15 protein-coding genes and 1 pseudogene are annotated in these 25700 nt (G+C 42.3%); 7 read left to right on the plus strand and 9 right to left on the minus strand.

The features are described 5' to 3' along the window. From JF50_RS06610 to dinG, 3 genes are read right to left on the minus strand one after another with little or no spacing between them, the layout of a single operon-like run. On the minus strand, positions 1-600 hold the full coding sequence (locus JF50_RS06610; RefSeq protein ID WP_039608631.1) for a primosomal replication protein: 600 nt from the start codon (positions 598-600) through the stop codon (positions 1-3). After that, positions 597-1376, minus strand: a complete 780-nt coding sequence (locus tag JF50_RS06615) for a sulfite exporter TauE/SafE family protein (RefSeq protein ID WP_039608632.1) — start codon at positions 1374-1376, stop codon at positions 597-599. The genes JF50_RS06610 and JF50_RS06615 overlap by 4 nt, the downstream gene beginning before the upstream one ends. A 2-nt stretch (positions 1377-1378) precedes the next feature. Continuing rightward, positions 1379-3448, minus strand: a complete 2070-nt coding sequence (dinG, locus tag JF50_RS06620; protein ID WP_039608633.1) for an ATP-dependent DNA helicase DinG — start codon at positions 3446-3448, stop codon at positions 1379-1381. 65 nt (positions 3449-3513) lie between these two features. On the opposite strand from dinG, the gene JF50_RS06625 reads away from it, so the two are divergent. From JF50_RS06625 to JF50_RS06650, 5 genes are all read left to right on the plus strand, one after another. Beyond that, on the plus strand, positions 3514-5844 hold the full coding sequence (locus tag JF50_RS06625; protein WP_039608634.1) for a DNA polymerase II: 2331 nt from the start codon (positions 3514-3516) through the stop codon (positions 5842-5844). 494 nt (positions 5845-6338) lie between these two features. Next, on the plus strand, positions 6339-8984 hold the full coding sequence (locus JF50_RS06630; protein ID WP_039608635.1) for a TonB-dependent receptor plug domain-containing protein: 2646 nt from the start codon (positions 6339-6341) through the stop codon (positions 8982-8984). A 746-nt stretch (positions 8985-9730) separates the two neighbouring features. Next, entirely contained in the window at positions 9731-12538 is a 2808-nt protein-coding gene (locus JF50_RS06635) for a TonB-dependent receptor (protein ID WP_039608636.1), read from the plus strand. Positions 12539-13224: 686 nt separating this feature from the next. Beyond that, complete coding sequence (locus JF50_RS06640) at positions 13225-16044, plus strand: TonB-dependent receptor domain-containing protein (RefSeq protein ID WP_039608637.1); 2820 nt, start codon at positions 13225-13227, stop codon at positions 16042-16044. Between the two features lie 755 nt (positions 16045-16799). Beyond that, positions 16800-17048: a hypothetical protein gene (locus tag JF50_RS06650; protein ID WP_039608639.1), complete on the plus strand. Its 249-nt coding sequence runs from the start codon at positions 16800-16802 to the stop codon at positions 17046-17048. 35 nt (positions 17049-17083) lie between these two features. On the opposite strand, the gene JF50_RS06655 is transcribed toward JF50_RS06650, so the two are convergent. Then, positions 17084-18961 carry a helicase-related protein gene (locus JF50_RS06655; RefSeq protein WP_235423401.1) on the minus strand — a complete coding sequence of 626 codons (1878 nt, stop codon included), beginning with the start codon at positions 18959-18961 and terminating at the stop codon, positions 17084-17086. Positions 18962-18971: 10 nt separating this feature from the next. Continuing rightward, positions 18972-19457, minus strand: a complete 486-nt coding sequence (locus JF50_RS27500) for a DEAD/DEAH box helicase family protein (RefSeq protein ID WP_235423402.1) — start codon at positions 19455-19457, stop codon at positions 18972-18974. Between the two features lie 110 nt (positions 19458-19567). Here JF50_RS27500 and JF50_RS06660 point away from each other — a divergent pair, with 110 nt between their 5' ends. Continuing rightward, positions 19568-20404: a M90 family metallopeptidase gene (locus JF50_RS06660; protein ID WP_039608640.1), complete on the plus strand. Its 837-nt coding sequence runs from the start codon at positions 19568-19570 to the stop codon at positions 20402-20404. 53 nt (positions 20405-20457) lie between these two features. Then, positions 20458-20622: pseudogene (locus JF50_RS26675) on the plus strand (zinc-dependent peptidase); the annotation flags it as partial. An 83-nt stretch (positions 20623-20705) separates the two neighbouring features. Here JF50_RS26675 and JF50_RS06665 read toward each other — a convergent pair. From JF50_RS06665 to JF50_RS06680, 4 genes are all read right to left on the minus strand, one after another. Next, positions 20706-22592 carry a DEAD/DEAH box helicase gene (locus JF50_RS06665; RefSeq protein ID WP_039608641.1) on the minus strand — a complete coding sequence of 629 codons (1887 nt, stop codon included), beginning with the start codon at positions 22590-22592 and terminating at the stop codon, positions 20706-20708. A 128-nt stretch (positions 22593-22720) separates the two neighbouring features. Next, positions 22721-22984 (minus strand): GrxA family glutaredoxin, encoded by a 264-nt coding sequence (locus tag JF50_RS06670; RefSeq protein WP_039608642.1) that lies wholly within the window; start codon positions 22982-22984, stop codon positions 22721-22723. A gap of 127 nt (positions 22985-23111) precedes the next feature. Beyond that, a complete protein-coding gene (locus JF50_RS06675; protein ID WP_039608643.1) occupies positions 23112-23390 on the minus strand; it encodes a peptidylprolyl isomerase in 279 nt (92 codons plus the stop codon). A gap of 140 nt (positions 23391-23530) precedes the next feature. Next, positions 23531-25603 carry a TonB-dependent receptor plug domain-containing protein gene (locus tag JF50_RS06680; RefSeq protein WP_039608644.1) on the minus strand — a complete coding sequence of 691 codons (2073 nt, stop codon included), beginning with the start codon at positions 25601-25603 and terminating at the stop codon, positions 23531-23533. Positions 25604-25700: the final 97 nt, after the last annotated feature.

Below are 25700 nucleotides of genomic sequence, written 5' to 3' on the forward strand. Positions count from 1 at the left end.
TTAACGATTACCCTGTTTTTCGAGCTGTTGTATTTTTTCTTCGGTGGCAGAAATGGCCTTGCGACAGCGTCCTAAACGGGTATGAAGTGCTAGAATTTCAGCGTTGAGCTTTGCATTTTGTTCGGCGTTTGCGCCATCAAGCTGCGCACGGCGACTATCAATCATATCTTGTAGACGACGCTCAAACTCATGGTTTTGTGACAGTTCCCGATAAAGTTCATGGGATGACTGCATGATGCGTTGCACTGCTTTTTTAAATACTTTGGCTTTTTTAGGTTGACTGAGTTTATTTTCTTTGGCCCACACGGGGGTGGATTTAAGCACTTTAATGATGGCCTGCATTTGCTCACCGACTTGCTCTACAGCAAATTGATAGGCGTGGCGATTTTGTTCTGGGGGCAGATTTTTAAGTGTAAGTTTTATTTCGTCGACATAATCACCCAGTAATAGGCTTTTTGTATGGAACAAGTGACTATCGAATAAACTTGGCTGATTTTGGATATAGCGGTTTTTATCAAACCACTTTGCATTGTCAAACTGATGCGCCTGCGTGCCCAGTTGTTCAAGTTTACTATTGAGCTTAATCAGTGCTCGGCTCATGATATATATGCCTCAAAAATGAGCTTGCCCGCTAATATTATGACCACAGTATTAAATATAGGCTTTATTAATTTACTGCCAAATTTAATGGCTGAGTGAGCGCCAATCCATGCACCAAGCATGAGAAATGCCCCCATGGTGATCCCTAATAAGAAATTGACATGTCCTAGCGCGACAAATGTGATCAAAGAAATAAAATTTGACACAAAATTCATTGAGCGTGCTAAACCACAATTTAAGAGTAAACTCATCTTGTATAGTAAGCTATTTGAAGCAGTCCAAAAGGTGCCCGTTCCAGGACCTGCTAAGCCATCAAAAAAGCCCAGTGATAAACCTTGTAGCCATTGTTTTACCTTTAACATGGGGGTTTTTTTAGGCAGAGTATTTAGTTCCGTAGAGCTCAAACTGCCAAATAAGCTGTATAAAGCGACGATGATGATGATCACAGGCAAGAGTTTATTTAAAAATTCAATACTGAGTTTATCTACAAGTAATGTGCCTAGGATGGCACCTATGGCTGTTGCTAACGTAGAGGCTGCCCAAAAGCGTGGATTAAAGAGTTGCTTTTTATAATAAGTAAAACTGGCAGTGAGAGACCCGAAACTGGCTGCTAATTTGTTAGTACCCAACGTGACATGAGGCGGCAACCCCGCAGTTAACAGTGCAGGTACAGTTAGCATGCCCCCGCCACCTGCGACGGCATCAATAAAACCAGCTGCCAAAGCAACTGCACATAAAAGTGCCCATGTGAGTGGGTCAAAAGCGAGTTCTAGCATTCTTAATCTATTTGTCTAGCAAAGGGTGGCAGCGTATCAAGCATGGCTTTTCCGTAACGTTTGGTTACAAGACGCCTATCAAGTATCGTAATGCGACCAGAATCAGTTTCCTTGCGCAGCAGTCTACCACAGCTTTGTACTAATTTCTTTGCAGCATCAGGTACAGTAATAGATAAAAACGGATTTCCGCCTTTTGATTGAATAAACTCAGCTTGCGCTTCTTCAACAGGTGAGGTTGGTACGGCAAAAGGAATTTTGGTAATAACTAGGTTTTCTAGATATTTGCCTGGCAGATCTAGTCCTTCGGAGAGACTTTGTGTACCAAATAATATACTGCCTGCACCCAAGTCAATGGCTGCTTTATGACGGTTCAGTAAAGCCTCTCGTGACATTTCGCCTTGTACTAGAATATTCAGTTTCTTTTTACGCAGTGCGGTCACAACATGCTCCATTTGCCAGTAAGAGGCAAACAACACCAAATTGGCTTTTTTCTTATCCAAGTACAGCGGCAATGCGTCGGCCAAAAAATCACTGAATGTTTTATCTGTCGGTTCTACGGCTGTTTTAGGTAAATGCAAAGTCGCTTGTTGTTGATAATCAAAAGGTGAATCTGCTTTAATAAATTTCACTCCCTCTTCGCCAGTTAATCCCCCTTCTCTAGAAAAGTGATCAAAACTGCCAAGCGCAGTCAGTGTCGCAGAGCAAAGTACGGCGCCTGCACATTCTCGCCAGAGCTTGTCTTTTAAATAAAACCCGACCTCGATGGGGCAATCACACAGTAAATGGTCATGATGGTTTTTATATTCCATACGTTTAATCCAGCGTGCATGCGGGGTGCTTTCCCCTTTCGCCGCGTAGCTAAACCACAACTTATTAAGCTGTTCTAGTCGGTTAATATATTGACCACTCTCTACTAAAAGTGGATCAGCGAGAAATGCCTGCACGTCACCATCTGATACATCTGTTGTCAGTGCATCATGCATTTTATTGAGTGCCCGCAGTGCATCAAGGGTGGCATCTGCAATGTCTTTTGCTTGAGTAGTAAGTGATTCCGGCACATCCCCGTTTATAAATCGATAGGTATCACTATCATTGTATTCGAAATCTGCTTGATCAAGGCTGTCACGCACCGTCCTTAAGTATTTACTGGTGTCGTTTGCAGCATCATTGAGCTTAAAGTTCTGTCCAATGGCTTTTTGCGAGACAATGGTGTTGGCCATTTTACCGCTAAATTTTAATAACTTTTCAAGCCACTCAATAGTGCCCTTGATGGTGGCGGCAGCCGATGAAAAGTCACGTGTAATGTGCGGTAAGTGATGTGCTTCATCAATGACGTAAAACGTGTCTTCAGGCTCTGGTAATATCGTACCGCCACCGAGCTCTAAATCAGCGAGTAGTAAAGCGTGATTAATCACCAACACATCCATTTGGGCAATTTTTTGTCGTGCCAAGTGGAATGGACATAAATGATGTGATTTCATCTGTCGCTGACAGGCATGTTTATCGCAGGCAATGAGGTTCCATACTTTGTCGGGAATGGTATCTTCCCAGCTATCACGATCGCCCGCCCATTGTTTATTTTGATATGCGTTGGCCAGCGTCTGAAGGCATTTTTGCTCCTTGTCAGTCAGTGGGGATGATGTAGTCGGGACCAGAGACATTTGCATATCGTCTTGATTCACAGCCGCCATTAACTTTTGAACGCAAATATATCGTTGGCGTCCTTTCACTAAATCAAATTTAAAGTCAATGCCACTATGCGCTTTGAAAAAGGGGAGTTCCTTTTCAATTAACTGCTCTTGCAAGGCTACAGTAGCGGTAGAAATAACGAGCTTTTTCTTTTTTGCTAGTGCTAAAGGCAGTGCGCCTAAGCAATATGCCAATGACTTACCAGTACCAGTACCAGCTTCGATGACACAGATACGTTGTGATTTGTGGTATTCACCAGCGAGTGTTTTTGCTATTTCAGCAACTAGGTAGTTCTGGCTACTGCGAGGGCGATAGTCCTCCAATTGCTGGGCGATATTTTGATGGGCATGACGTACGGTTTTTTTTAATGAGTCTGACAACATGTGGATCGCCTAAGCAAAAAAGTATGGATATAATTACAGGGGTGTATTTTAGGCGGGGTTAACAATTGGCACAAGCAGTATATCCGGGCTTTATTTTGTCTCGGCAGCAAACTTCATATAAAGGCAAGATACGATTGTGTTACTGGTTAAAGACACAGCAAGGCGTTATCAAAGCATTTATTGAACAAGAAAAGTGTGTGTTTTTTGTCAAGCAAGCGCATCAAGGTCAAGTAAGGCAGAGGTTAGAGCAAGCTGGCTGCCAGTTTCAATTGACAAATGTGCCGCTAACACATTTCGATCAATCAGCTGTGTGTGCCATCTACTTTGCCAGTTTGAGCGACTTTTATACCGCGAAGGAAACCCTGAGCGGGCATGTGCCAATGTATGAAGAAGATATCCGCCATGCTGACAGGTATTTGATGGAGCGATATATAAAAGGCGGCGTTTGGGTTACTGGCCAACCCGTAAAGCGTAATGGCTATCTCGAGTTACAGCATGCGAAGTTAAAAGCGCATCCTACCTTTGTGCCTAGTTTAAATATGTTGTCATTGGACATTGAATGCAGCGGTGATGGAGTCTTATTTTCTGTAGGTCTGGTGTCTGGTAAAGATAAAATTGTGATCATGATAGGTTCTGCGCAGCCAAGCGATATAAATATCGTTTGGGTTGACGATGAAATTGCGTTATTGCATAAGTTGTGTGCGTTAATTGTACAGTTAGATCCTGATGTATTGATCGGTTGGAATGTCATTGACTTTGATTGTGTCGTGCTACATGAGCGTGCCCAAGCTTTGGGGGTCACCTTGGATATTGGCCGTGATGGTGAAGCCATGCATGTTTCCAGCGGCAATTATACGCGTGTGCTGATCCCTGGTCGAGTGGTGATAGATGGTATTGATACGATGAAAAACGCCACATACCATTTTGAAACATTTAAATTAAGCTTTGTTGCTAAAGAAGTACTTGGTCGAGATAAATTAATCAGTCAGGATAATCGGCTAGAAGAAATTGTTAGACAATTCCATGAAGACAAGTTGAGTTTAGCAAAATATAACTTAGAAGACTGCCAGCTAGTATGGGACATATTTCAGCAACAGTCACTGCTTGACTTTGCGATTGCAAGGACACGATTAACCGGCTTGGAACTTGAGCGTATGGGAGGCTCTGTTGCGGCCTTTACAAATTTATATTTACCACTTTTACATCGCAGTGGTTATATTGCCCCGAATTTAGGTGAGCATGGCTTAAATTTTGACAGTCCAGGTGGCTATGTCATGGACTCTAAACCGGGATTATATCAGAACGTCCTAGTACTCGATTTTAAGAGTCTATATCCCTCGATTATACGATCATTTTGTATTGACCCCATGGGACTTATAGAAGGCGGTAAAGATGATGCTAGTGCCATTCCAGGGTTTAATAAGGGATTATTTTCACGAGAACATCATCACTTACCACAGCTTGTTGCTCAGCTTTGGGAGGCGCGTCATCAAGCCAAGCTAGAAGGGGAGCAAATGTTACAGCAGGCAATAAAAATTATCATGAATAGTTTATACGGTGTGCTGGGCTCCAAAGGGTGCCGCTTTTACGATCCGAGGTTATCGAGTTCAATTACTATGCGTGGCCATGAAATTATGCAAACGACGCGTCGTTGGATTGAAGAAATGGGCTATGAGGTGATATATGGCGACACAGATTCAACGTTTGTTAAAGTCAATGACACTTTGAGTGCTGAGTCTTGCCAAGATATTGGCAAAACACTGATGGCAAAAATTAATGCTCGCTGGACGCACGAGCTGAATGAGCGTTATAACTTACAGAGCTTTTTAGAGATCGAGTTTGAAACACACTACAGCCCATTTTTTATGCCGACAATCCGAGGCCAAGAAACGGGTTCGAAAAAGCGCTACGTAGGCCAAATTGAAAAAAACGGACAGCCTGAATTGGTATTTAAAGGGATGGAGAGTGTGCGCAGTGATTGGACAAGCATTGCAAAAGAATATCAACAAGCGCTGATCAGAGCGCTATTTGATGGAAATAATGTCACTGATATTACAGAGTACTACATTAGCTTGATCACGTCAGGACAAGCTGATGATAAGTTGATATATAAAAAGCGTTTGGGTAAACCTCTCGATGCCTATGTCAAAAATATTCCACCTCATGTGCGTGCAGCAAAAGAAGCAACGCGTTTAGGGCTTGTCAATGGCCTTGGGAAGGGAAGTCAAATTGCATACTATATTAGCCAATCAGGCCCACAGCTTTTCATTGAAAATATTAAGCAGCTAGATTATACCCACTATATAGAAAAGCAAATCTTACCTATTTATAGAATGCTACCGAATATAGATGAAAATGCCATCAACTTGACAGGTCAACGTTCTTTTGATTTGTAAACGTCAGGAAGCGATTTTTTATCGCTTTGTAATATTCGAGATTTTACCGTACAGCAGATAGTCAATCGATAAAATTGCGTTTACCGTGATGTAAATGCCAATGCCCACTTGTGCAAATTTTTTGTGTTAAACCGAACTCTCTGGTCAATTTGTACCCACTTAAACTAAAAATAAAAATATTTTTATTAACGCGATTGTCGCTTGCCTTTTTTAATTAGAACAAAATTTGCTTTTTTATTGCACATAACGACTGTGAATTTAATTAATAATTTAATTCATATTGTAGTAAGTGTTTATTAACTTCAAAACTATATTAAAAATAGATTCCTTTGTGTTTATTTGTTGTTAGTGGGTGTTAACTCCCTCTTGTTTGACGTTTAACATGAGTCCCGATTAGTATCCTTGCCGAATTTTTAAAACCGGCCACTAGAGCCAGAAATAAAGACTTATAAAACTCAAGCTTATTGCACAGCGGTAAGCCCAGGGAGAATCTCATGTTGAACACTAAAGTAACTAAGGCTGTGCGCATTGCACTAGCATTTGGTGCTGCTTCTTCAGCTGCATTTGCGACGAATGCAGTGGCTGCAGAAGGCGCAGAAAAAGTAGAACGTATCGAAGTAACTGGCTCACGTATCAAGCGTGTTGATATGGAAGGTGCGAGCCCTGTTGAAGTCATCTCAACTGCTGAATTTGAAAGCCAAGGTCGAGTATCTGTTGCTGAAGCACTACAAAGCGTTACATCTAATAGCTTTGGTTCACTGACTCCATCGTCAGGTAGCAGCGCACAATCTCAAAACACAGTAAGCCTTTTAGGTGCTGGTTCGGGCCGTACCCTGGTATTGGTTGACGGTAAGCGTTTAGGTGGTTCTCCATCACTAAATGGCGGTGGTGCAAACTTAAGCTCAATCCCAATGGCAGCGGTAGAGCGTATTGAAATCCTAAAAGATGGCGCATCAGCCATTTACGGTTCTGACGCGATTGCGGGTGTAATTAACGTTATCCTTAAGAAAGATTTTGAAGGTGCTACGTTTGATATTCAAGTAGGTCGCCCAGAAGCACAAGGTGGCGATACTAAACAGATGTCTCTTTCATTTGGTGTAAGCTCTGACAAAGGTAACATTACTTTTGTATATGACCACCAACAGCGTGGTGAGATCTTCGACCGTGATCGTCCATATACGTCTGCAACAATGGAAGACACAAATGGCGATGGCAAAATCTCAATTTACGATGAAACAACGGGTATTAGCTACTTCGGTGCGACTGTAAAAGGCCCTGATGGTTACCTAGCTTCACCTAAATGTAATGAGCTAAAAGAAACAGTTCCTGGTTTTGTTGGTGTACTTGACCAAGGTTCAAGCCTTGGTGGCATTGGCAAGGGTGAAGTTTGTGGTTACGCATTTGCTGACGTTTCGGCGAACTCTGCTTCAACGAAGCGTGACTCAATCATGACTAGCGTAACATATGAGCTTACTGACGATATTGAGCTATATGCACGTGGTATGTTTAGCCGAAATGACTCTTTCGGTCGTTATGCACCTCCAGCGGCATCTTGGAGAGGCATGGCTGCTGACAATGAGCATAACCCGACTGATGAAGTTGTTAATGGTCAGTTCCGTTGGTACCAACTTGGGAACCGTGACGGTGAAGTAACTGATTATCAGCAAGACTACCTATTAGGTTTTAAAGGCATGTTCGGCGATTCAGCTGAATGGGAAGTATCTTATCACAAAGCGAAACTTGACTACCGTACAGCTGGTCGTTACTACCTAAGTTACTCAGGTCTTGCATATAACCAGCAAAATGGTATCGATATGGGCTCTGAAGAGGGTATCGATAACATGCGTGCGACGACGTATACTGAGAACCAAAGCGAGTTAGACCACTTCTTCGCAGGTCTTGGTTTTGAATTTGGTGAATTACCTGGTGGTATGATCGGCCATTATTTCGGCGGTGAGTACTTCGAAGAAGTACTTGAGTCTAAATATGATGCGCAAAGTGAAGCAAAACTTATCGGTGGTAGTGCTGGTAGTTCAGGCCTAGGTGAGCGTGATGTAACCGCTGTATTCTATGAAATGCAGATGCCTGTATTTGATAACCTAATTGTAAGTGCAGCATACCGTTACGATGATTACAGTGACTTTGGTAGCGTGGGCAACCCAAGTATTAAAGTTGAGTACCGTCCAATCGATGACCTACTTATTCGTGGTTCATACTCAGAAGGTTTCCGTGCACCAACACTTAAAGAGCTGAATGCAACTGACTCTGAAGGTGCACCTCAAGCGACAGACTATGTGCTTTGTGCACAACAAGGCACTGCTGCTTCAGAATGTAAGGAACGTGGTTTTGAAGAACTAAGACAAGGTAACAAAGACTTAGGTCCTGAAGAATCAACTTATGTTAACCTAGGTGTAGTATATTCAGGTTTCGAAGATGTGTCTTTCAAAGTTGATTACTTCGAGCTTGAAATTGAAAACGTCGTGTCTCTAATCACTGTTCAAGATCTAATCTACATCGAGAATGCTGGTAAGCTGGACGAAATCACGACTAAATTCCCTAAAGTTGATATTCAGCGTGATGCGAATGGTGCTGTAGACGGTAAAGTTAAAACACTTTACGCAAACGGCTCTTTCATGTCTCGTAAAGGTTTTGACATTGACCTTTCTTACAAGCTAGACACAAGCTTTGGTGAATTCAAGTTCAGAAATGTAACAACGTTACTGACTGAAGTTGGTGAAGACGTATACTTCTCAGGCCCAACTGGTAACGAGAAAGGTGCTCCTGAGCAACCTGAGTGGCGTTCACAGTTCACAGTAAACTACACATTTGATAATGTGGCGATTAACTGGACGACAGATATCATTGCTGATACGTATGAAACTGAGTACGTGAAAGCGGAATCTCGTGATGGTGAACTAGTACCTGTGAAAGCGTACGAAGACAACATTCCAACGTTCGTTACACATAACTTAAACATGAAGTACTTCACTGAAAACTACGGTACGTTTACTCTAGGCGCACGTAACTTGTTTGATAAAGAAGTGAACTATGATGATAACGGTAACTACATTGATTACTCAATCTATCACACAGCTCACATCGGCCGTGAAATCTTCGCAGGTTACAGCATCAGCTTCTAAGCTATTTGCCTAACTTAAAAAGCTTAAAAACCTCGCTATATGCGAGGTTTTTTTATAGCTTCCTTTCGTACTTTCCCATTTTATATCCAATTTAACTCTCTTCAGCGGTTGAGCCGTTAATAGACTGAATTCCATTTCGAACTCAATACATAGCATGTTTTTTTCGTACAGCACTATTGGTTTGTTTATTTCAATAAATTCTATTTTGGCTTAAAAAACCATCTAAACCGTCTTTTTTGTATCTATTTTGTTGCCATGTTTTATAAAAGTTTATTTTTAAGGGGTTTGGACCTATTTGGTTACCATTTTTTATCAAATGAGATTGATTTACATCTGTATAACTTTGTTGTTTTTGAGCTTGATTTGGGTTTAAGTAATTGATTTTACTTTTGTTTTTTGTGTTTGTTGCTTTAATGTTGGTTTTTTCGTGTGCCTTTATTGTGTTTTTCGATCTAATTGGCTAGATTTTTGTTTTTATTGTTTATTAATTTTTTGTCTTTCTTTTGGGTTTAAATAATAAAACCTTTAAAAACATAAGGTTGTTGTTGTTCTTGTGTTTTTTTTGTAACTTTTATTGTGTTGTGATGTTGATTTTTTCAGGTATAAGTGCAATAAAATTGTTGACGCTTAGGGCAGGGATTGTTTAGTATTTCTGCACCATGTTGCTTTAAGTGCAACAATAAAAAATTGGCTTACGCCATTTATATAATTATAACCACTCAAAAGGGTGGTCCAGGGAGATTCAAATGTTAAACAATCAAGTAACCAAGGCTGTGCGATTAGCATTGGCTTTAGGTGCTGTATCAGCATCTGCTTTTGTATCTGCTAACGAAGCAGGTGAGCAAGAAGTTGAGCGTATTGAAATTACAGGTTCTGCAATCAAGCGAACAGACCTTGAAGGTGCACTACCTGTAGATGTAATCGATGCAACAGATATTGCAAAGTCTGGCGTAACAAGTGTGCCGGATTTAATCGCAAACATTCCATCAATGCAGGGTTTTACCGCTGCTGGTGAGTCTGTTGGCGGTGGCGGTGGTGGTATTCAAACTGCTTCCCTACGTGATTTGGGTGCTGAATATACGCTTGTTCTTATCAACGGTCGCCGTATGGCTTCGTCTGACTCAGGTTCAAGCATTGACATTAACTCAATTCCTTTATCAGCGATTAAGCGCGTTGAAATCCTTAAAGATGGTGCGTCTGCACTATATGGCTCTGATGCGATTGCAGGTGTTGTAAACTTTATTCTTAAAGATGACGTGCAAGAGACAACGATCAGTGCTCGTTATGACAAGCCAAAAGATACGTCTAGCTCAAATTTCTCTATCACAACAGGCTTTGGTGATTTAGGCAGTGATGGCTTCAACGTTATGGTGAGCTTTAGCCGTGATGAGCAAGACAACCTGAGATCGGTAGACCGCGATTTTGCAAAAACTGGTTTTGTTCAATTTGAGCACGCTGGCCAAGATTTAGTGGCGATTGCGGGTTCTTCAAATGCGATCCCTGGTAACGCTTACGTGACTTACAACACGCGTGACGAGGCTGGGAACTTAGTTCTAAATGACGCTGGTAACAATGTTACTAAAACTTACGCATTAAACCCTTACAAAGAAGCAAATGGTTCTTGTCACACGACAAGTGCACCGTCTGGTAATGCATGTCAATTTGACTATACGAGTACATTAGAAATTCAGCCAGAAAGTGAACGTAACAACCTATTCTTACAAGGTACGTTTGCAGTAAACGATGACACAGAAGCATATGTGACAGCGTCTGCTTCAGAATTCCAAATGACTACGCGTATTGCACCTTACCCGACAGGTACATTTACACTGGCTAACGATTCACAAATCGTGAAAGATAACGTACTTCCATATCTTCCGGATAATGTGCTAGCAGATATGACGAAAGTCGCTGCTCGCTGGCGTGTACTTCCGGGCGGTAATCGTACGGACGAATATACGGCAACAACAACACATTTTGTCGCTGGTTTACGTGGTGACTTTGGCGAGTGGAACTATGATTTTGCCGTTACAGCGTCTGATGCAGAGCGTGAGCAAGTTCGTATAACTGGTTACCCATTAGAGAAAGAGTTCATTGAACTTGTTACATCTGGTGAAGTAGATATTTTCGCAGATCCTGATTCACTAACTGACGAGCAAAACACAGCTGTTAGAAATACGATGTTTAACGGTTTGTGGGACACAACTGAGACTGGTTTGTTCGCTATTGAAGGTAAAACATCAGGCCCAATCGCAGAGCTGGATGCTGGTACAGTATACATGGCTGTTGGTTTTGATTATCGTATGTCAAACTACTCACTGACTAATGGTGAAGGTCAAAATGCTGAAGTTGTATTATTTGAATCAGCTGGTGAAGAGTTTGATTTAGAGCGTGACAGCTACGGTGCATTTGCTGAAGTCGTGGTACCTGTACTTGAAAACTTAGAAGTAACAGGTTCATTACGTTACGACGAAATTGGTGAAATCACAGATTCTAAGCGTACTGGCAACCAAACTGTTAACGACAGTGCTGATGATACGACATATAAATTGAGTGTTTCTTATCGTCCTAATGACCAATGGTTGTTGCGTGCTTCTTATGGTACTGGTTTCAAAATGGCTACAATGCGTGAAATCGCAGAGCCACGTGTTGAGTTTGGTGTAACAGCATCACCTTATGACTGTCCGGCTGGTTTGAGACAAGAAATTGCACAATTCTGTTACTCTGACAAACTTCAGTACGATGTATTCCGTGAAGGTAATGCAGGACTTAAACCTGAGACTTCTAAGCAGTACACATTTGGTTTCGTATGGTCTGGCGACCAAGGCACAAGCTTTGGTATGGACTACTGGAACGTACAGATGGAAAACCAGGTTAGACGCCTAACTCAGAACCAAATCTTTGGTGACCCGGTAACATACGCTGAGTGGTTCACGACTAAGATTGACCAAGGTACAGGCGATACTGTTGTTGCAATCATCCAGGCAGCTGACAACGTGGGTGAGTCAAGAAATTCAGGTATTGATTGGCACTTTGATTTCACGACAGAATTTTCTTTCGGCACACTTAAGTCTCAATTAATGGGTACTTACATGCTTGAGAGTGAAAGCTTACGTGTTGGTAGTGATAATATCTGGGATTCTAGCTTAGGTAAAGTCGGTACTAACGAAGCTGTTACATTCCGCAACATCGTGAACTTTAATAATACCTTCACGCATGGTGATTTCACACACAGCTTAAATATTAAGGCTCGCAGTGGTTACACAGATGCAGCAGCAGATGTAAGTTTCTATGTAGCAAAAGCTGATGATTGGAATGATGCTGTTGATGGTAGCGTAATTCAAAAGCATATCCCAGTATACATGACAGTTGATTATCGCTTAGCTTATGCTTGGGGTGATAACGCAAATGTAGGCTTTGGTATCAAGAACTTATTTGATAAAGAACCGCCATTCACGCTTAACGCAGCAGCGGGTCACCAGGTTGGTTATGACCCACGCTATGCAGACCCGTATGGACGTACTTTCTACCTACAAGCTGATTACACTTTCTAATATTAGGACCCTTGGCTCTAGTCTAACCTAGAGCCAAGTTACGAATTTAGAAGGAAAATATAACATGTTGCAGCATTTATAACTTTATTCATAAACAACGCTTAGTGAATTTATGTAAAAAAGGTAGATGCTATGTAGCTGAAGTTTCAGCTTGAAATATTCTCGTCTAAAAAACCTGCATTCGCAGGTTTTTTTTCATTTATTTTATTGCTTTTTTTGTACCTATTTGTGTTTTTGGTGTTTATTAAGTTAATTTTTGTGTTGATTTTTACTGGTTCTATTTTCAGCGCCTGACGTGTTTCATTTCTTTTCTTCCTTTCTTTTTTGAATTTACTATTTGTTTATTTCTAGGTTTTTATACTCATATTTTTCAATTAGTAGTCTGTTTTTATTTGCTTTTATTTTTTGTTTTGACGAAATGATAAAGCGAAAAATAGCTTCTTTAGAGTGGTGTTGAGTTAGGGTTGTTTGTATTTATAACGGGGATCTTTATGAATCTCTTTTGTTGTGTTTTATGCAATTAATATGTGTATTAACTCGTTTTTACAAGCTTGCATGGGTATTTACTTTGTGGTTACTATACTTGCGTTGTTACATATAAGGTACACATAAAAGTAACGTGTTTAACCTTGTATTGAATGCATAATTAAAATAAAAGCTTTGTCAAAAGCCCAGGGAGAAATTGAATGTTAAATAGTAAGATCTCAAAAGCAGTTCGCTTAGCGATCGCTTTTGGTGCTGTTTCAGCAACTGCGTTTAACGCAACAGCTGAAGAACAAAAAGAAATCGAAAAAATTGAAATTACAGGCTCTAGCATTAAAGGTACAGACCTTGCTGGTGCTTTACCTGTAAACGTATTGAGTGCAGAAGATATCAAAGCAACTGGTGTTACCTCTGTTCCTGACTTAATCACTCAAATCCCTTCAATGCAGGGTTTCACAACTCCAACTTCTTCTGTTGGTGGCGGTGGTGCAGGTACTGCAACAGCGTCTTTACGTGGTTTAGGTTCAGAGTACACTTTAGTACTTCTAAACGGCCGCCGTGTTGCATCACAATTCTCTGGTAGTTCTGTTGACATCAACAGTATCCCATTAGCAGCAGTAGAGCGCGTTGAAGTACTTACTGATGGTGCATCAGCTATCTACGGTTCAGATGCTATCGCGGGTGTAATTAACTTCATTCTTAAGGACGAAGTAGACCAATCAACACTTTCAGTAAGAACAGACCGTCCACGTGACGGTGGTGAAACAACTAACGTAAGTTTCACAACTGGTTTCGGTGACTATGACTCTGATGGTTATAGCTTATTGTTCACAGTATCTCACGATACTCAAGAGACATTACGTTCTAAAGACCGTGAATTCGCAAAAACAGGTCTTTTAGAGTTTGCTTATGAAGGTCAAAGCTATTTCTCAATCAATGGTTCTCCAAATGCTATTCCTGCAAACGTTGAAGTAGAGCTTGACGGCGGTGATGCAGCTTACTTCTTCAACCCGTACCTATCTCAGAATGGTACTTGTGCTCCAGACAATGCTAAAGATCCAAGCTCTGATCAGTGTATGTTCGACTACACAAGCACACTTGAAATCGTTCCTGAAAGTGAGCGTACTTCATTCATGGTACACGGTAACTTTGACGTAACTGAAGACATCAAAGCATTTGCTACTGTGAGCTATACTGATTTCTCAATGACTGCTCGTATCGCGCCTAACCCAACTGGTCCAATCCCAATTGGAACAACAGGTGAAGCTTATAAGCAATATGTTGAACCTCACCTAACTGAAGATCAGAAAGCTCGTGCAACTGAAGTTTATGCTTCATGGCGTGCACTACCAGGTGGTAATCGTACTTCAACATTCGACACAACTACTTTCAACTCATCTTTCGGTCTCGAAGGTGTACTTTTCGATACTATCGATTTCAGTACAGCAATTGCAATCTCAGGTGCGGAGCGTGATGAGAGCTTCTCTGACGGCCACTTCTACGCAAACTGGGTAGGTGATATTGCTAACGGTACAATCGACGTATTCGCGCTTCCTGGTGAAATGAGTGAAGCAGGTCTTGCAGCACTTGAAGCAAGTAAATGGCGTCACCTTAACCAGACATGGAAGACAAGCTCAATTGCTTGGGATTTCCGTGCATCACAGGCGTTATTTGAATTACCAGCAGGTGAAGTATACATCGGTTACGGTTTAGATTACCGCGTGAACTCTTACGAAAACATTCCTTCTGCTGAAAATGCTAAAGATGAACGTTGGGGTTCAGGTGGCGACCCTATATTTGACCTAGAGCGTACAACGTACGGTGCATTCACTGAATTCCAGGTTCCAGTATTAGACGACCTGATGCTTTCTGCAGCAATTCGTTACGATATGATTGGTGGTGTTGATAACAATCACTTCATTGATGAAAACGATGCGAATGAAACAGTTCAGCAGATCACTGCAAATGATGACGAAAGCGACGTAACTTACAAAGTGAGCTTGCGTTATAACGCGACTGATGACTTAGTACTTCGTGGTTCAATCGGTACAGGTTTCCGTTCAGCGACAATGCTACAAATTGCACAGCCGCAAAACTACGGTGGTGTAACTCGTGCACCATACACTTGTCCTGTTACTGATGCCCGTACACGTGGTTGTAGTGCTGCGCCAGTACAGTATAACTTGTATAACAGTGGTAACCCGAACCTAGCACCTGAGACTTCAGATCAGTGGTCACTTGGTTTCGTTTACGCACCAAGCAACGAATTTACTTTCGAAATGGACTACTGGAAAGTTGACATCCAAAACCGTGTTGATGAGCCTTCAGAAACATACGCGTTTACAGTTAACCCAGGTCTATATGACGCACAGTTCGTAATCGGTGATGATCCAAATGGTGGTTCTCGTGAACGTCTATACTTCATCTCTCAACCACTTAACATCGGTGAGAGCATCAACGAAGGTATTGACTGGAAAGTTAACCTAACAAACGATCTTAGCTTTGGTACACTGAAGACTTCACTTCAAGGTACATATTTTGTTAAGCAAGAATACACTCTAGCTGGTACAGCTGACGAGTGGAGAAGCTCTCTTGGCCAGTATGGTGCTGATGAAGAAGTCGTATTCCGTAACGTTATCACTGCGCAGACAGTATTGAGTACAGGTGATTTCACTCATACGCTACGTGCTAACTACCGTTCTGGTTGGAAAGACCAAGAAACTGGAGTACAGTTTGGTACAATTGATAATCCAGACTACATTCGTGCTGATGATGGTACATTAACTGGTGGCGTACACAGCCGTGACATACAGTTAGAAGTTCCATCACACACAACTTTCAACTACAAAGTTGATTATTATGGTTTCGAAAACACCGTACTTTCAGCTGGTGTTAAGAACATCTTTGACAAAGAGCCTCCATTCTCACTTGGCGATGCAGAAGGTCACTTAGTAGGTTATGAAGGTCGTTACTATGACCAGTTCCTACGTACTTTCTACGTAAGTGTTGACTACAGCTTCTAAATTGAGCTGAGTTATAAAAGAGCCGCTTGATGCGGCTCTTTTTAATTACTCCCCCTTTAAATTATATACACTTCATTTTTCTTGTTTTAGTTAATTGCTTTATATATACACCTTTAAATACTTTCTATTTAATACGCCCGCTTACCTTATCTAAAAATTGGTTTTATATAGATTTTTGGCTGTTATTGGTGGGGCGTTGTTCATGAAGAACATTTTTATTAATAAGTGTGGTGGGGTTGTATGTGGATTAATTATTTTATATGTTTTCTGTTTTGTTTTTAATCACTTGATTTATTTTTTTGTACGTTGTAATTTTAATTAATGGATTGTCTATAATAAAAGCAGAAAAAACATGATAAAAAAAATAGGGTTGGTAGCATTTCTTATATCGACGGGATTCGTTGCAGGTTGTCAATCAACGAGTGCATCCGATGAGACTGCAAAAAAGGATGGATATCGTTGTGAACAGGTACGTAGTCTGGGGTCAAGCATTCCTAAAAAGCGATGCTCAACAAAAGAGCAGCGTAGACAAGATCGTGTAAACGCTCAAGAACAGTTGCGTGAAAGCCAGATTACTCTGAGTGGTGGTGGGGCAGGCTAAATATAACCCCTATTATTTTTAGTTTTATTTTATCGGATTTAATCTAGTTTAACCTATAATTAAGAGTTGTTTTATATGGTTTTTCTTTTTTGTGGTTTTACTGTGGTTTTTTCAAAAAGGTATTTTACATTTTATTTTTAAAAGGAAAGTTAACATGAAAGCAATATTGAGTATTATAACTCTCTCTTTACTCCCTTTACTTACAGCTTGCCAGTCAAATCAATTATCTAAAACAGAAGATAATGGATATCGTTGTGAACAGGTACGTAGCTTAGGAACAAGTATTCCTAACAAGCGTTGTACAACAAAAGAGCAAAGACGAGAAGAAAGAAAACATGCTCAAGATCAAGTGAGAGAGTCCCAAAGAAATGTACTAACAAGTGCGATTGGTAGCGGAGGTTGATCCCAAGCGCAACAATGCGCTCAGTACTTTTCAGTTTATCTTACATCAACTACCTTGCTGGCTTTTTTATACTGGATTTTATAACCAGACCAGCTCGGTAGCTCCCACCTTTTGGGCGCATCTTTTCTATTACCCGTTTGATATTCTAATAAAATTCGTTTTGATAAAAAGTTATACGTCACTGACATGCTTAATTCGGGCAATGTGACTTTGATAGGGTGCTTTTCAATAAAAGGCGCTAATATCCAACTTTCTATGGCTTGAAAATATAAATCTTCTGGTTCAATTAGTTCTAAGTCTTCAAAATGGCTGACGCCTAGCTCGTGCAACTTACATTCTAAGTGTTCCTCTAGCGTAGGCACTCGTTCGTTTATTTTTTCGTATTGATAATATAAAGCGTGATATGAAAGCGACTCTTCGAGTATGTCATTAACACCGGGAAACAACTGCCCGCTTTGAATTAGCATACAACAGGCCAAAATCAACATATCACTTGGTGCAGGACTCACTTTTTTCGCCAGCGAAATGCCCGCATAAATTAAGTTATATTCTATTTTTATCTGTCCATCTTCTACAAATGCATGAGTAACATGTTGTTCACCTATTCCTAATTCAACCAGCATTTTAATCGGCAATGGCGCGGCGAGTGTTGCCATGGTCATAGCTTGCTTGGTGCCCTTACCTGCTAAAGCGAAGGTATCCAGTACCAGCATTGCCTGAGAGCGTTCATCTACTCGAGAGGTATTTGAAGGAGATATTTCCATGTGACCGTTTCCAAAACCGCCTCTGCGGTTTTGTCGCTTTATAAATATCCACTCTGGGCGGGCCTCTGCGATGGCTTTGAGAAGAGCTTGGCGGTCGTAACTAGCAGCCTTATCAAGACTTGGCAGTGAAAATGCTTCTCTTAACTGTTCACTAATTTGCTTGGCTTCGGTTAGGGCTTCTGGTTCTGCTTGAACAATCCCGTCCAGCTTCCCTCTTATCAGCGCGATAGCAAGTTCTACATCGCATCGATTCGGCATTAATAAGTTTAGTTGCTCTAACTGTTCAAGGTGAGTCGGTAGTTGGTAAACGCGTGCTGGCACAGAGATCACAGCGATTAAATCAATCATGGCCTGTTTGAGCGCACCAGAGGGCATTTTGCCAACTAAATAGCCAAGCTCAGCATCGACTGGGAGTGGGTATAGCAGTCGACCGAGGTCGGTAGCACGTTGGTCATCGGCAATGGCACCGATGCTATGGAGGGTTGAAATTGCGCGTTGCTTTGACGTCTCTGGTAGGGGGTCGATAAAGGGCAACGAGTCAACACCTTGTGCAGCGCACCCTGCTGCGAGTACAAGCTCGGTGAGCGCTTCGCGTTGAATTTCTGGTGGAGTACGGTCTATTAAGGGGGCATATTGGCCATACAAGCGAATGCAGATACCAGCTTGGGTTCTGCCTGCGCGACCGAGTCGTTGTTTTGCTGAATCTTGGCCTATAGCATCTAATCCAAGTACGGTTTTGCCATTTCTCAAGTGTGTGCGGCGCTCTAATCCTGAATCAATGACACAGGTAACATTTGGAATTGTCAGAGATGTTTCTGCGACATTGGTGGCGAGTATGATGCGTTGCGTTGCTTGTTGCGATAGAGCAAGTTGCTGATGTTGCTTACTACAGCCACTGTATAGCGGGACAATAATGACTTCGAGAGATTTTAAGGCTGCGGCACAGGCGATAATTTCTCCTTTACCTGGCAAAAACACCAAAATATCGCCCTGCGTGTCTTCAAGCGCTTGTTGGCAGGCAGAGACTACGCGTTCTGTCAGTCGGTCTTTACTAGGCATTGCACGTTGATCTTTTGCGATAAAGTCTTGCTCTACCGGATACATATTGCCTTCGCTATGTAAAATGGGCGCTTCAAGATAGCGGCTCAAGCTCTGTGCATTAAGCGTTGCGGAGTGAGCACGATGTCAGCATGTTCATCAAGCTGTGCATTAAGCGTTGCGAGGTGAGCACTAACCGATGTTCAGCATGTTGTTTGAGCAGGGCGAGCAACAAATCCATGTCCCAACGCCGTTCATGAAATTCATCCAGCACGATGTGTGAATAAGCGGCTAATTTGTCCTCAAAATACCACCTGAGCGCCACACCGGGTGTGACAAATACGATATCCGTTTGCTCATTAAATACGGTTTCAAAACGGATAGCATACCCCACCTTGTCGCCTAGTTGTGAGTTGCATAAGCTAGCGACATATTCAGCAAGCGATGTACACGCAATTCGCCGTGGTTCGACAACCAATACTTTTCCCATAGAGGCTGCCCAGATAGGCAGTTGTGTTGATTTCCCGGAGCCTGTGGCTGCGGTCACGACAACATCTTGCTTTGTGATGGTGGCTAGAAATTCTGACTTGATGGATTCAATGGGCAAGGTCATGGCTGTTTTTTATTCGGTACTTTTTTGTCGATTTTATCAAAAAACGATTGAAAAGGGACAAGAGTGAACACACTTAAATAAAAAAGCACAGTAATTGAGCAAGTATGATAAATCTTATGTTGATCGTGTTCTTAGTGGTGTTTGTGGTGGCCTATTGGTACCTCAACGACATCAGACGCTACTTTTGGCACAAAAAATACCAGCAGCAAACCCTGTCGCGAGCAGATAAAAAAATATTGCGCAAATACATGCCTATTTATCGCAACATGACAGATGCTGAACGCACGCGTTTAGAGCAGCACATCATTTGGTTTTTAGGTGAAAAGCGTGTGATTGGACGCGACGGTTTGCAAGTGACACGACCCATGTCGCTAATTATCGCTGCAGATGCCTGTTTATTGGTGTTAAATCAAACTTGGCCCCTATATCCAAATGTTAAAGAGGTATTGTTGTATCCCAGCCAGTACTATGCACCGCAAACCAATAAAGATAGTGCAGGGCTGGTAAGTTACCACACAGCTGTGAGGCAAGGCGAGTCTTGGCCGGGCGGCACCTTGGTGCTCAGTTGGCACGATGTTCTTGAGGGGAATCGCTTACCTGGGGATGGCCACAATTTGGTATTTCATGAGTTTGCTCATCAATTAGATCAGCAAGCTGGCAATACCAATGGCACGCCAGAATTACCAAAAGGGATCAGCTACCAGCATTGGGCCGATGTGCTAAGTCGTGCCTATCGTCAGCTAAAAACACAGTTAGCGTATCAAATGCCTCACGTAATCCATGAATACGGTGCGACCAATGAAGCAGAGTATTTTGCCGTATTAACGGAGACCTTCATTGAAAAACCAGTTGAGCTAAAGCAAGAAAACCCTGAACTGTTTAACCTGTTAGTGAGTTATTTTAGGTTTGACCCCAGAGATTGGTTGGGTAGGGCGGTTTAAAATTGGCACATAAAAAAGGTTGAAGCTAGCGTATCAAATGCGTCATCAGCTTTATCCATGAATACGGTGCGACTAATGAAGCAGAATATTTTGCTGTATTAACGGAGACCTTCATTGAAAAGCCAGTTGAACTGAAGCAAGAAAATCCTGAACTGTTTAACCTGTTAGTGAGTTATTTTAGGTTTGACCCCAGAGATTGGTTGGGTAGGACAGTTTGAAAAAGTGACAACGTAAGACAGGACGAGTCAACAAAAACAAAAAAGCCGCTGAGTCAGCGGCTTTTATTAATAACGGTTACAACTTATGAGAAGTTGATTTCGTTGCGCTCACCGCGCTCTTTACGTCTGTTGTCACGGTTGCCATCTCTGTTTCCGTCACGACGTTTGTCACTGCGAGGATCTCGGAAGCTACGTTTGCCACCATCACGACCTTCAGAACGTCTGCCACCATCACGGCGCTCGCCACGCTCTTCAAAACGTCTACCACCTTCACGACGATTACCGTTGCCACGCGCCTGATCAGCAGGGTGTGTGCTCTTAGTCATCTTCATTGGGCGTTGACAAATGTGAACACCTTGGAAGTGTGTTAGCGTTTCAGCAGGCATATCCTGTGGAAGCTGAACGGTGCTGTGCTCATCAAATAAACGGATTTCACCGATAAATTTGCTTGAGATATCTGCTTCGTTAGCGATTGCGCCCACAATGTTCTTAACTTGAACACCGTGCTCACGACCCACTTCAATGCGGTAAGTATCCATAGGTGCCGAGCTATTGCGACGGCCTTTTCTATCACCACGGTCGCCACGTTCACCGCGTCTGTCGTCACGGCGGTCACGGTTACCATCACGGTCACGACGCTCGCGTTGCTGAACTTTAATTTCTTCAACTTTAAGCGGAGACTGTTGCTGTGCTAGGCAAAGTAGTGCAGCTGCAAGTTGTTCTTGGCTTAGCTCTAGTTTCTCACCTAGGCCTTGAGCAACTTCACTGAAGAACTCAATGTCTTTGTGATCAAGTGACATGCTAAGCTTGTTTTGAAGTGCTTCAATACGCTTTTGCTCAACGATTTTTGCACTTGGAAGCTCTACTTGCTCGATGTCTGAGCGAGTATGACGCATGATGTTACGTAGTAAGTAACGCTCGTTACCTTTTACGAACAAGATAGCCTTACCTTTACGACCCGCACGACCAGTACGACCAATACGGTGTACGTATGCTTCGCTGTCTTGTGGGATATCGTAGTTGATAACTAGGCTTAAGCGGTCAACATCTAGACCACGTGCCGCAACGTCTGTTGCGATAACGATATCTAGTAAACCACTTTTCAGTCTTTCAACTGTGCGCTCACGTGCCTGTTGGTTCATGTCACCATTGAGTGGTGCAGCGGAGAAACCTTCACGCTCAAGCAGCTCAGCAAGCTGAACAGTATCGTTACGAGTACGTACAAACACGATAGAAGCATCATAATCTTCCGCTTCTAAGAAGCGTACGATTGCTTTGTTTTTATGTGTCGTTGCACGCCAGTACACCTGCTCAATTGTGTCAACAGTTGAGTTACGTGGTGTGATTTTTACTTGCTCTGCGTTATCTAAGTACTTAGAACAAATAGATTGGATCTGCTTTGGCATAGTTGCAGAGAAAAGGCATGTTTGCTTTTCTTCTGGTGTTTTTTCCATGATGCTTTCAACATCATCGATAAAGCCCATGCGTAGCATTTCATCAGCTTCATCTAATACCAATGCATTTAGGTTTGATAGATCAATGGTCTTACGGTTGATATGGTCGATTAAACGCCCCGGAGTTGCCACGATGATCTGTGCGCCACGGCGAAGTGCACTTAACTGCACGCCATAGCTTTGTCCACCATATAGCGCAAGTACTTCTACGCCTCTGGTGTACTTAGCATACTGCTCGAATGCCTCAGCAACTTGCAATGCAAGCTCACGAGTCGGAGTCAGTACTAAAATTTGTGGTTGCTTAACGGATGCGTCAACATTGTTTAATAGCGGCAGTGCGAAAGCCGCCGTCTTGCCCGTACCCGTTTGCGCTAGTCCCAGCACGTCCTTTCTTTCTAGCAATAACGGTATACATTGAGCCTGGATCTCAGAAGGTGATTGATACCCTAGCTCTTCGACTGCTTTTAGGATTGCAGGAGAAAGGTCTAAAGATTCAAACGTTACTGGTTCTGACATTAATGCGCCTCAACAATTTAAAAGAGGCGGCATTGTACAGTAAAGAAAAGATAATTGCTTGTATAAATTGGCACTAAATTTGTAGGTGTTTGAAATTGGTTAAAAAATAAACTGTATTTTTTTTAGGGTTATTGATATAACCCTAAATTTGCCTTGGCATAGGCTTCAAAATCATCAAATCCACCAATGTGATCTTGGTCTACAAATATTTGTGGCACCGTGTTACATGGCTTGCCAGCAGACTTTTCTAGGTCAGCTTTACTGATCCCTTCTTTGTTTATATCGATGTAGCGAAAATTGAAATCGTCACGCTCGTCTTTTAAACGTGTCGCCAATTCTTTCGCACGTACACAATAAGGACAACCCTCACGGCCAAAAATAACAGTAAACATAATAATAACTCTCTCAGTGATTTCAATGACACTCAGTATAGTTGAGTGTGCTGGAATTAAAATTGATTAAAAGCTATTACACCAATCTGTTTTTTCGATTTGAAAAATGAACAGGCTGAACTGTGTGTTACGAACGGTACACTGTTTTAATTAAGTGAAAGCCAAACTTGGTTTTAACGGGGCCATGAACCTCGTAAAGCGGCTTTTTGAAAACTACGTCGTCGAAGGCTTTAACCATATCGCCCTTGTTAAATTCACCAAGGTCGCCGCCACGTTTTTTTGAAGGGCATGTTGAATGCTGTTTTGCTAGCTTATTAAAATCTCCCCCCTTTGCAAGTTTGGCTTTGATGGCTAAGCATTCTTTTTCTGTTTTGACTAAGATGTGATACGCGCAAGCTTTAGGCATGATAATACTCCGACATGTTTAACGAGCGGATCATGCAAGGCGATAGCGAAAAACGCAAGAGGCAATTGCTTGCTCGCCACGCCTTTATCAGGAAAGCGCAAGCCGCCATCTGGTTTTGCAGTGCAGATGACGGCGTTATATTAAAAGGTCACACTAAAACCAATTGAAGGGCGCATTTCAAAGTCGTCATTTTCTTCTTTTATATGTAGGTCATTTACCGATGTGATCTTGTCGTAATCTAAATCAATGTAGGCGACGTTGTCCTGACCATAGGCATTCATGAGTTCAAGTATTAATTTGCCCTCTAGACCAAATACGGTGGTTTTTCTTTCAAATCGCACATCCAGTCTGTGGTAAGTCTTAAAGCGCTCAGAGAACGGGTCGCCATAAACAGGCAAAAAGCGCCCAGCGTGATCAGGGTTCTCTCTTACACCGACAATAGGGGTATAAGCTTGCCCACTGCGTGCGGTAAAGTTAAATCCACCTTGCCAGAGTTCATTAATGTCGTAGTTTAAGACCGCATTAAATACGAGCGGTGTATCTGCATAATAATCTCGCGTGACATTTCGGCTCAAGTCAGTCCGTTCACTTTTGGCGTAGCTCAGTGCTACCCAGCCATACCAGTTATCGGTTTTGTTCTTATTCACCAACAGGTCAACACCGTATGCACGTCCTTCTACTTGGTTGCTGTATAAAAGATGTGCATTACTACCCGCATCGATTGCCAGAGGTAAATCTTCCATGGTTTTATAGTAGCCTTCGATCGACCAAGACCACTCGTTTTCAAGCACTTGTTTAAATCCTAGGGTGCTGTGTGTTGCAACTTGTGATTTGAGCGCTGGGTTACCTATCTCAGGAAGAATGTACTCAACATCTTGCATGCGGCTGTAACGACCGACTTTCGCGCTTATCACGCTATTAGGTGTCACATAGTAATTTACGGCGACACGGGGCGAAGTGAATGTTTCGTCGGTGTAGCGGTTATGCTGGCTTTGTACACCCACTTCGGTTTGCCAGTCTGCATGCGGTTGCCAGATATGTGTGATTCCAACAAAGCCTGAATCCAGATCTATGGTACGTTTACCCGAAATACGATCACCTTTTTTCAAGTCACAGTCTGGATCAATCTCAGTACACAAATATTGAAATGTGTCATATTCATAAGACGTTTCATTATCAAAGTAGGCTGCGTCAAATACAAATCGATGCTGTGGGTTAACGGTATAGTTTAAGCGTGCTTTATAGGTCAGTTGCTTTTCACCTTCTTGTTCAAAAAAGCCCGCCAGATTGTTGGGTTGTTTGCCAAATTCGAGTCGTCCAGAATGATCTAGTGCACCAATGCCGACTCTTAAGTGAAACTTTTTGTTGTAGTGATCCCACAGAATACTCTGGCTATTAAAGTCTCTGATAAATCGTGCGTCACCTTGAAACTCAGGCGTTTTTTGTGCAATTTCAGCACGCTCACTAAACCCTGCAGCGGCAGAGTCTTCAGCACCGGTAAAATTAAAGGTGAGGGTATTATTGTTATTGAGATCCCACAAGAATTTACCTTGGTAGTCATGGTCATCAGGGGCATCGTTAATGGTTACACCCGACGGCTCGCCATCGTCGTCATCAAGCTCTTCTCCTTCACTGAAAAACAGGGGGAGTGTGCTTTTTCTGCCGGAGACATAAAACGCCGTATTTTCAGTTGCCTGACCTTCCACAAAAAAACCAGCATTAAACATCGAGAAGTCTAAAGTGGTGGTGATAGGTTGGTACTTTGGATTTCTTAATGTGACATCAAATACCGCACCGGTGGCATTACTGTATCCTGCGCCGTAGCCTGCTGAGTACAACTGAAAATCTTGAATAATATGACGATTAAAAATGGAGCTGCCAAAGTCATGGAAAATATACCCTGCTGGCATGAAGTCGACTTCAAACATATTGTCGCTAGGTGATGAGCCTCTCACCGCGGGTTCGCTCATTGAACCGCCAGCAGCGACCACACCGGGTAGTGCAAAAACAGCACGTAGTGGGTCGCCCAGTGCGCCTGGCATTTCTATGAGTTTTTCGGTATCTTCCGTAATTTCTGAAGTAATAGAGCTGCGTTTGTAAATGACTTCTATATGCTCAATGTCATCTTTTTTGGTTTGAGCATGTGCAGACATCGCCATACACAACATGATTGGAGATAAAATAAAGCGTTTGGTCGCAGTAAGTGCAAACATCATCGAGTCCCTTTGGCAGTGATTAACTTCGAATTTGCTGACAGTGTACGGACTAAAAGCGTTGATTTATTGCGGATTTGGGTAAGAAAGTGTATCT

Source organism: Pseudoalteromonas luteoviolacea (assembly GCF_000814765.1).
GTDB classification, from domain to species: domain Bacteria; phylum Pseudomonadota; class Gammaproteobacteria; order Enterobacterales; family Alteromonadaceae; genus Pseudoalteromonas; species Pseudoalteromonas luteoviolacea_H.

Coding starts and splice junctions, on each gene's coding strand:
- JF50_RS06610 (WP_039608631.1), bottom strand. CDS start 600: ATGAGCCGAGCACTGATTAAGCTCAATAGTAAACTTGAACAACTGGGC.
- JF50_RS06615 (WP_039608632.1), bottom strand. CDS start 1,376: ATGCTAGAACTCGCTTTTGACCCACTCACATGGGCACTTTTATGTGCA.
- dinG (WP_039608633.1), bottom strand. CDS start 3,448: ATGTTGTCAGACTCATTAAAAAAAACCGTACGTCATGCCCATCAAAAT.
- JF50_RS06630 (WP_039608635.1), top strand. CDS start 6,339: ATGTTGAACACTAAAGTAACTAAGGCTGTGCGCATTGCACTAGCATTT.
- JF50_RS06635 (WP_039608636.1), top strand. CDS start 9,731: ATGTTAAACAATCAAGTAACCAAGGCTGTGCGATTAGCATTGGCTTTA.
- JF50_RS06640 (WP_039608637.1), top strand. CDS start 13,225: ATGTTAAATAGTAAGATCTCAAAAGCAGTTCGCTTAGCGATCGCTTTT.
- JF50_RS06650 (WP_039608639.1), top strand. CDS start 16,800: ATGAAAGCAATATTGAGTATTATAACTCTCTCTTTACTCCCTTTACTT.
- JF50_RS06660 (WP_039608640.1), top strand. CDS start 19,568: ATGATAAATCTTATGTTGATCGTGTTCTTAGTGGTGTTTGTGGTGGCC.
- JF50_RS06665 (WP_039608641.1), bottom strand. CDS start 22,592: ATGTCAGAACCAGTAACGTTTGAATCTTTAGACCTTTCTCCTGCAATC.
- JF50_RS06670 (WP_039608642.1), bottom strand. CDS start 22,984: ATGTTTACTGTTATTTTTGGCCGTGAGGGTTGTCCTTATTGTGTACGT.
- JF50_RS06675 (WP_039608643.1), bottom strand. CDS start 23,390: ATGCCTAAAGCTTGCGCGTATCACATCTTAGTCAAAACAGAAAAAGAA.
- JF50_RS06680 (WP_039608644.1), bottom strand. CDS start 25,603: ATGTTTGCACTTACTGCGACCAAACGCTTTATTTTATCTCCAATCATG.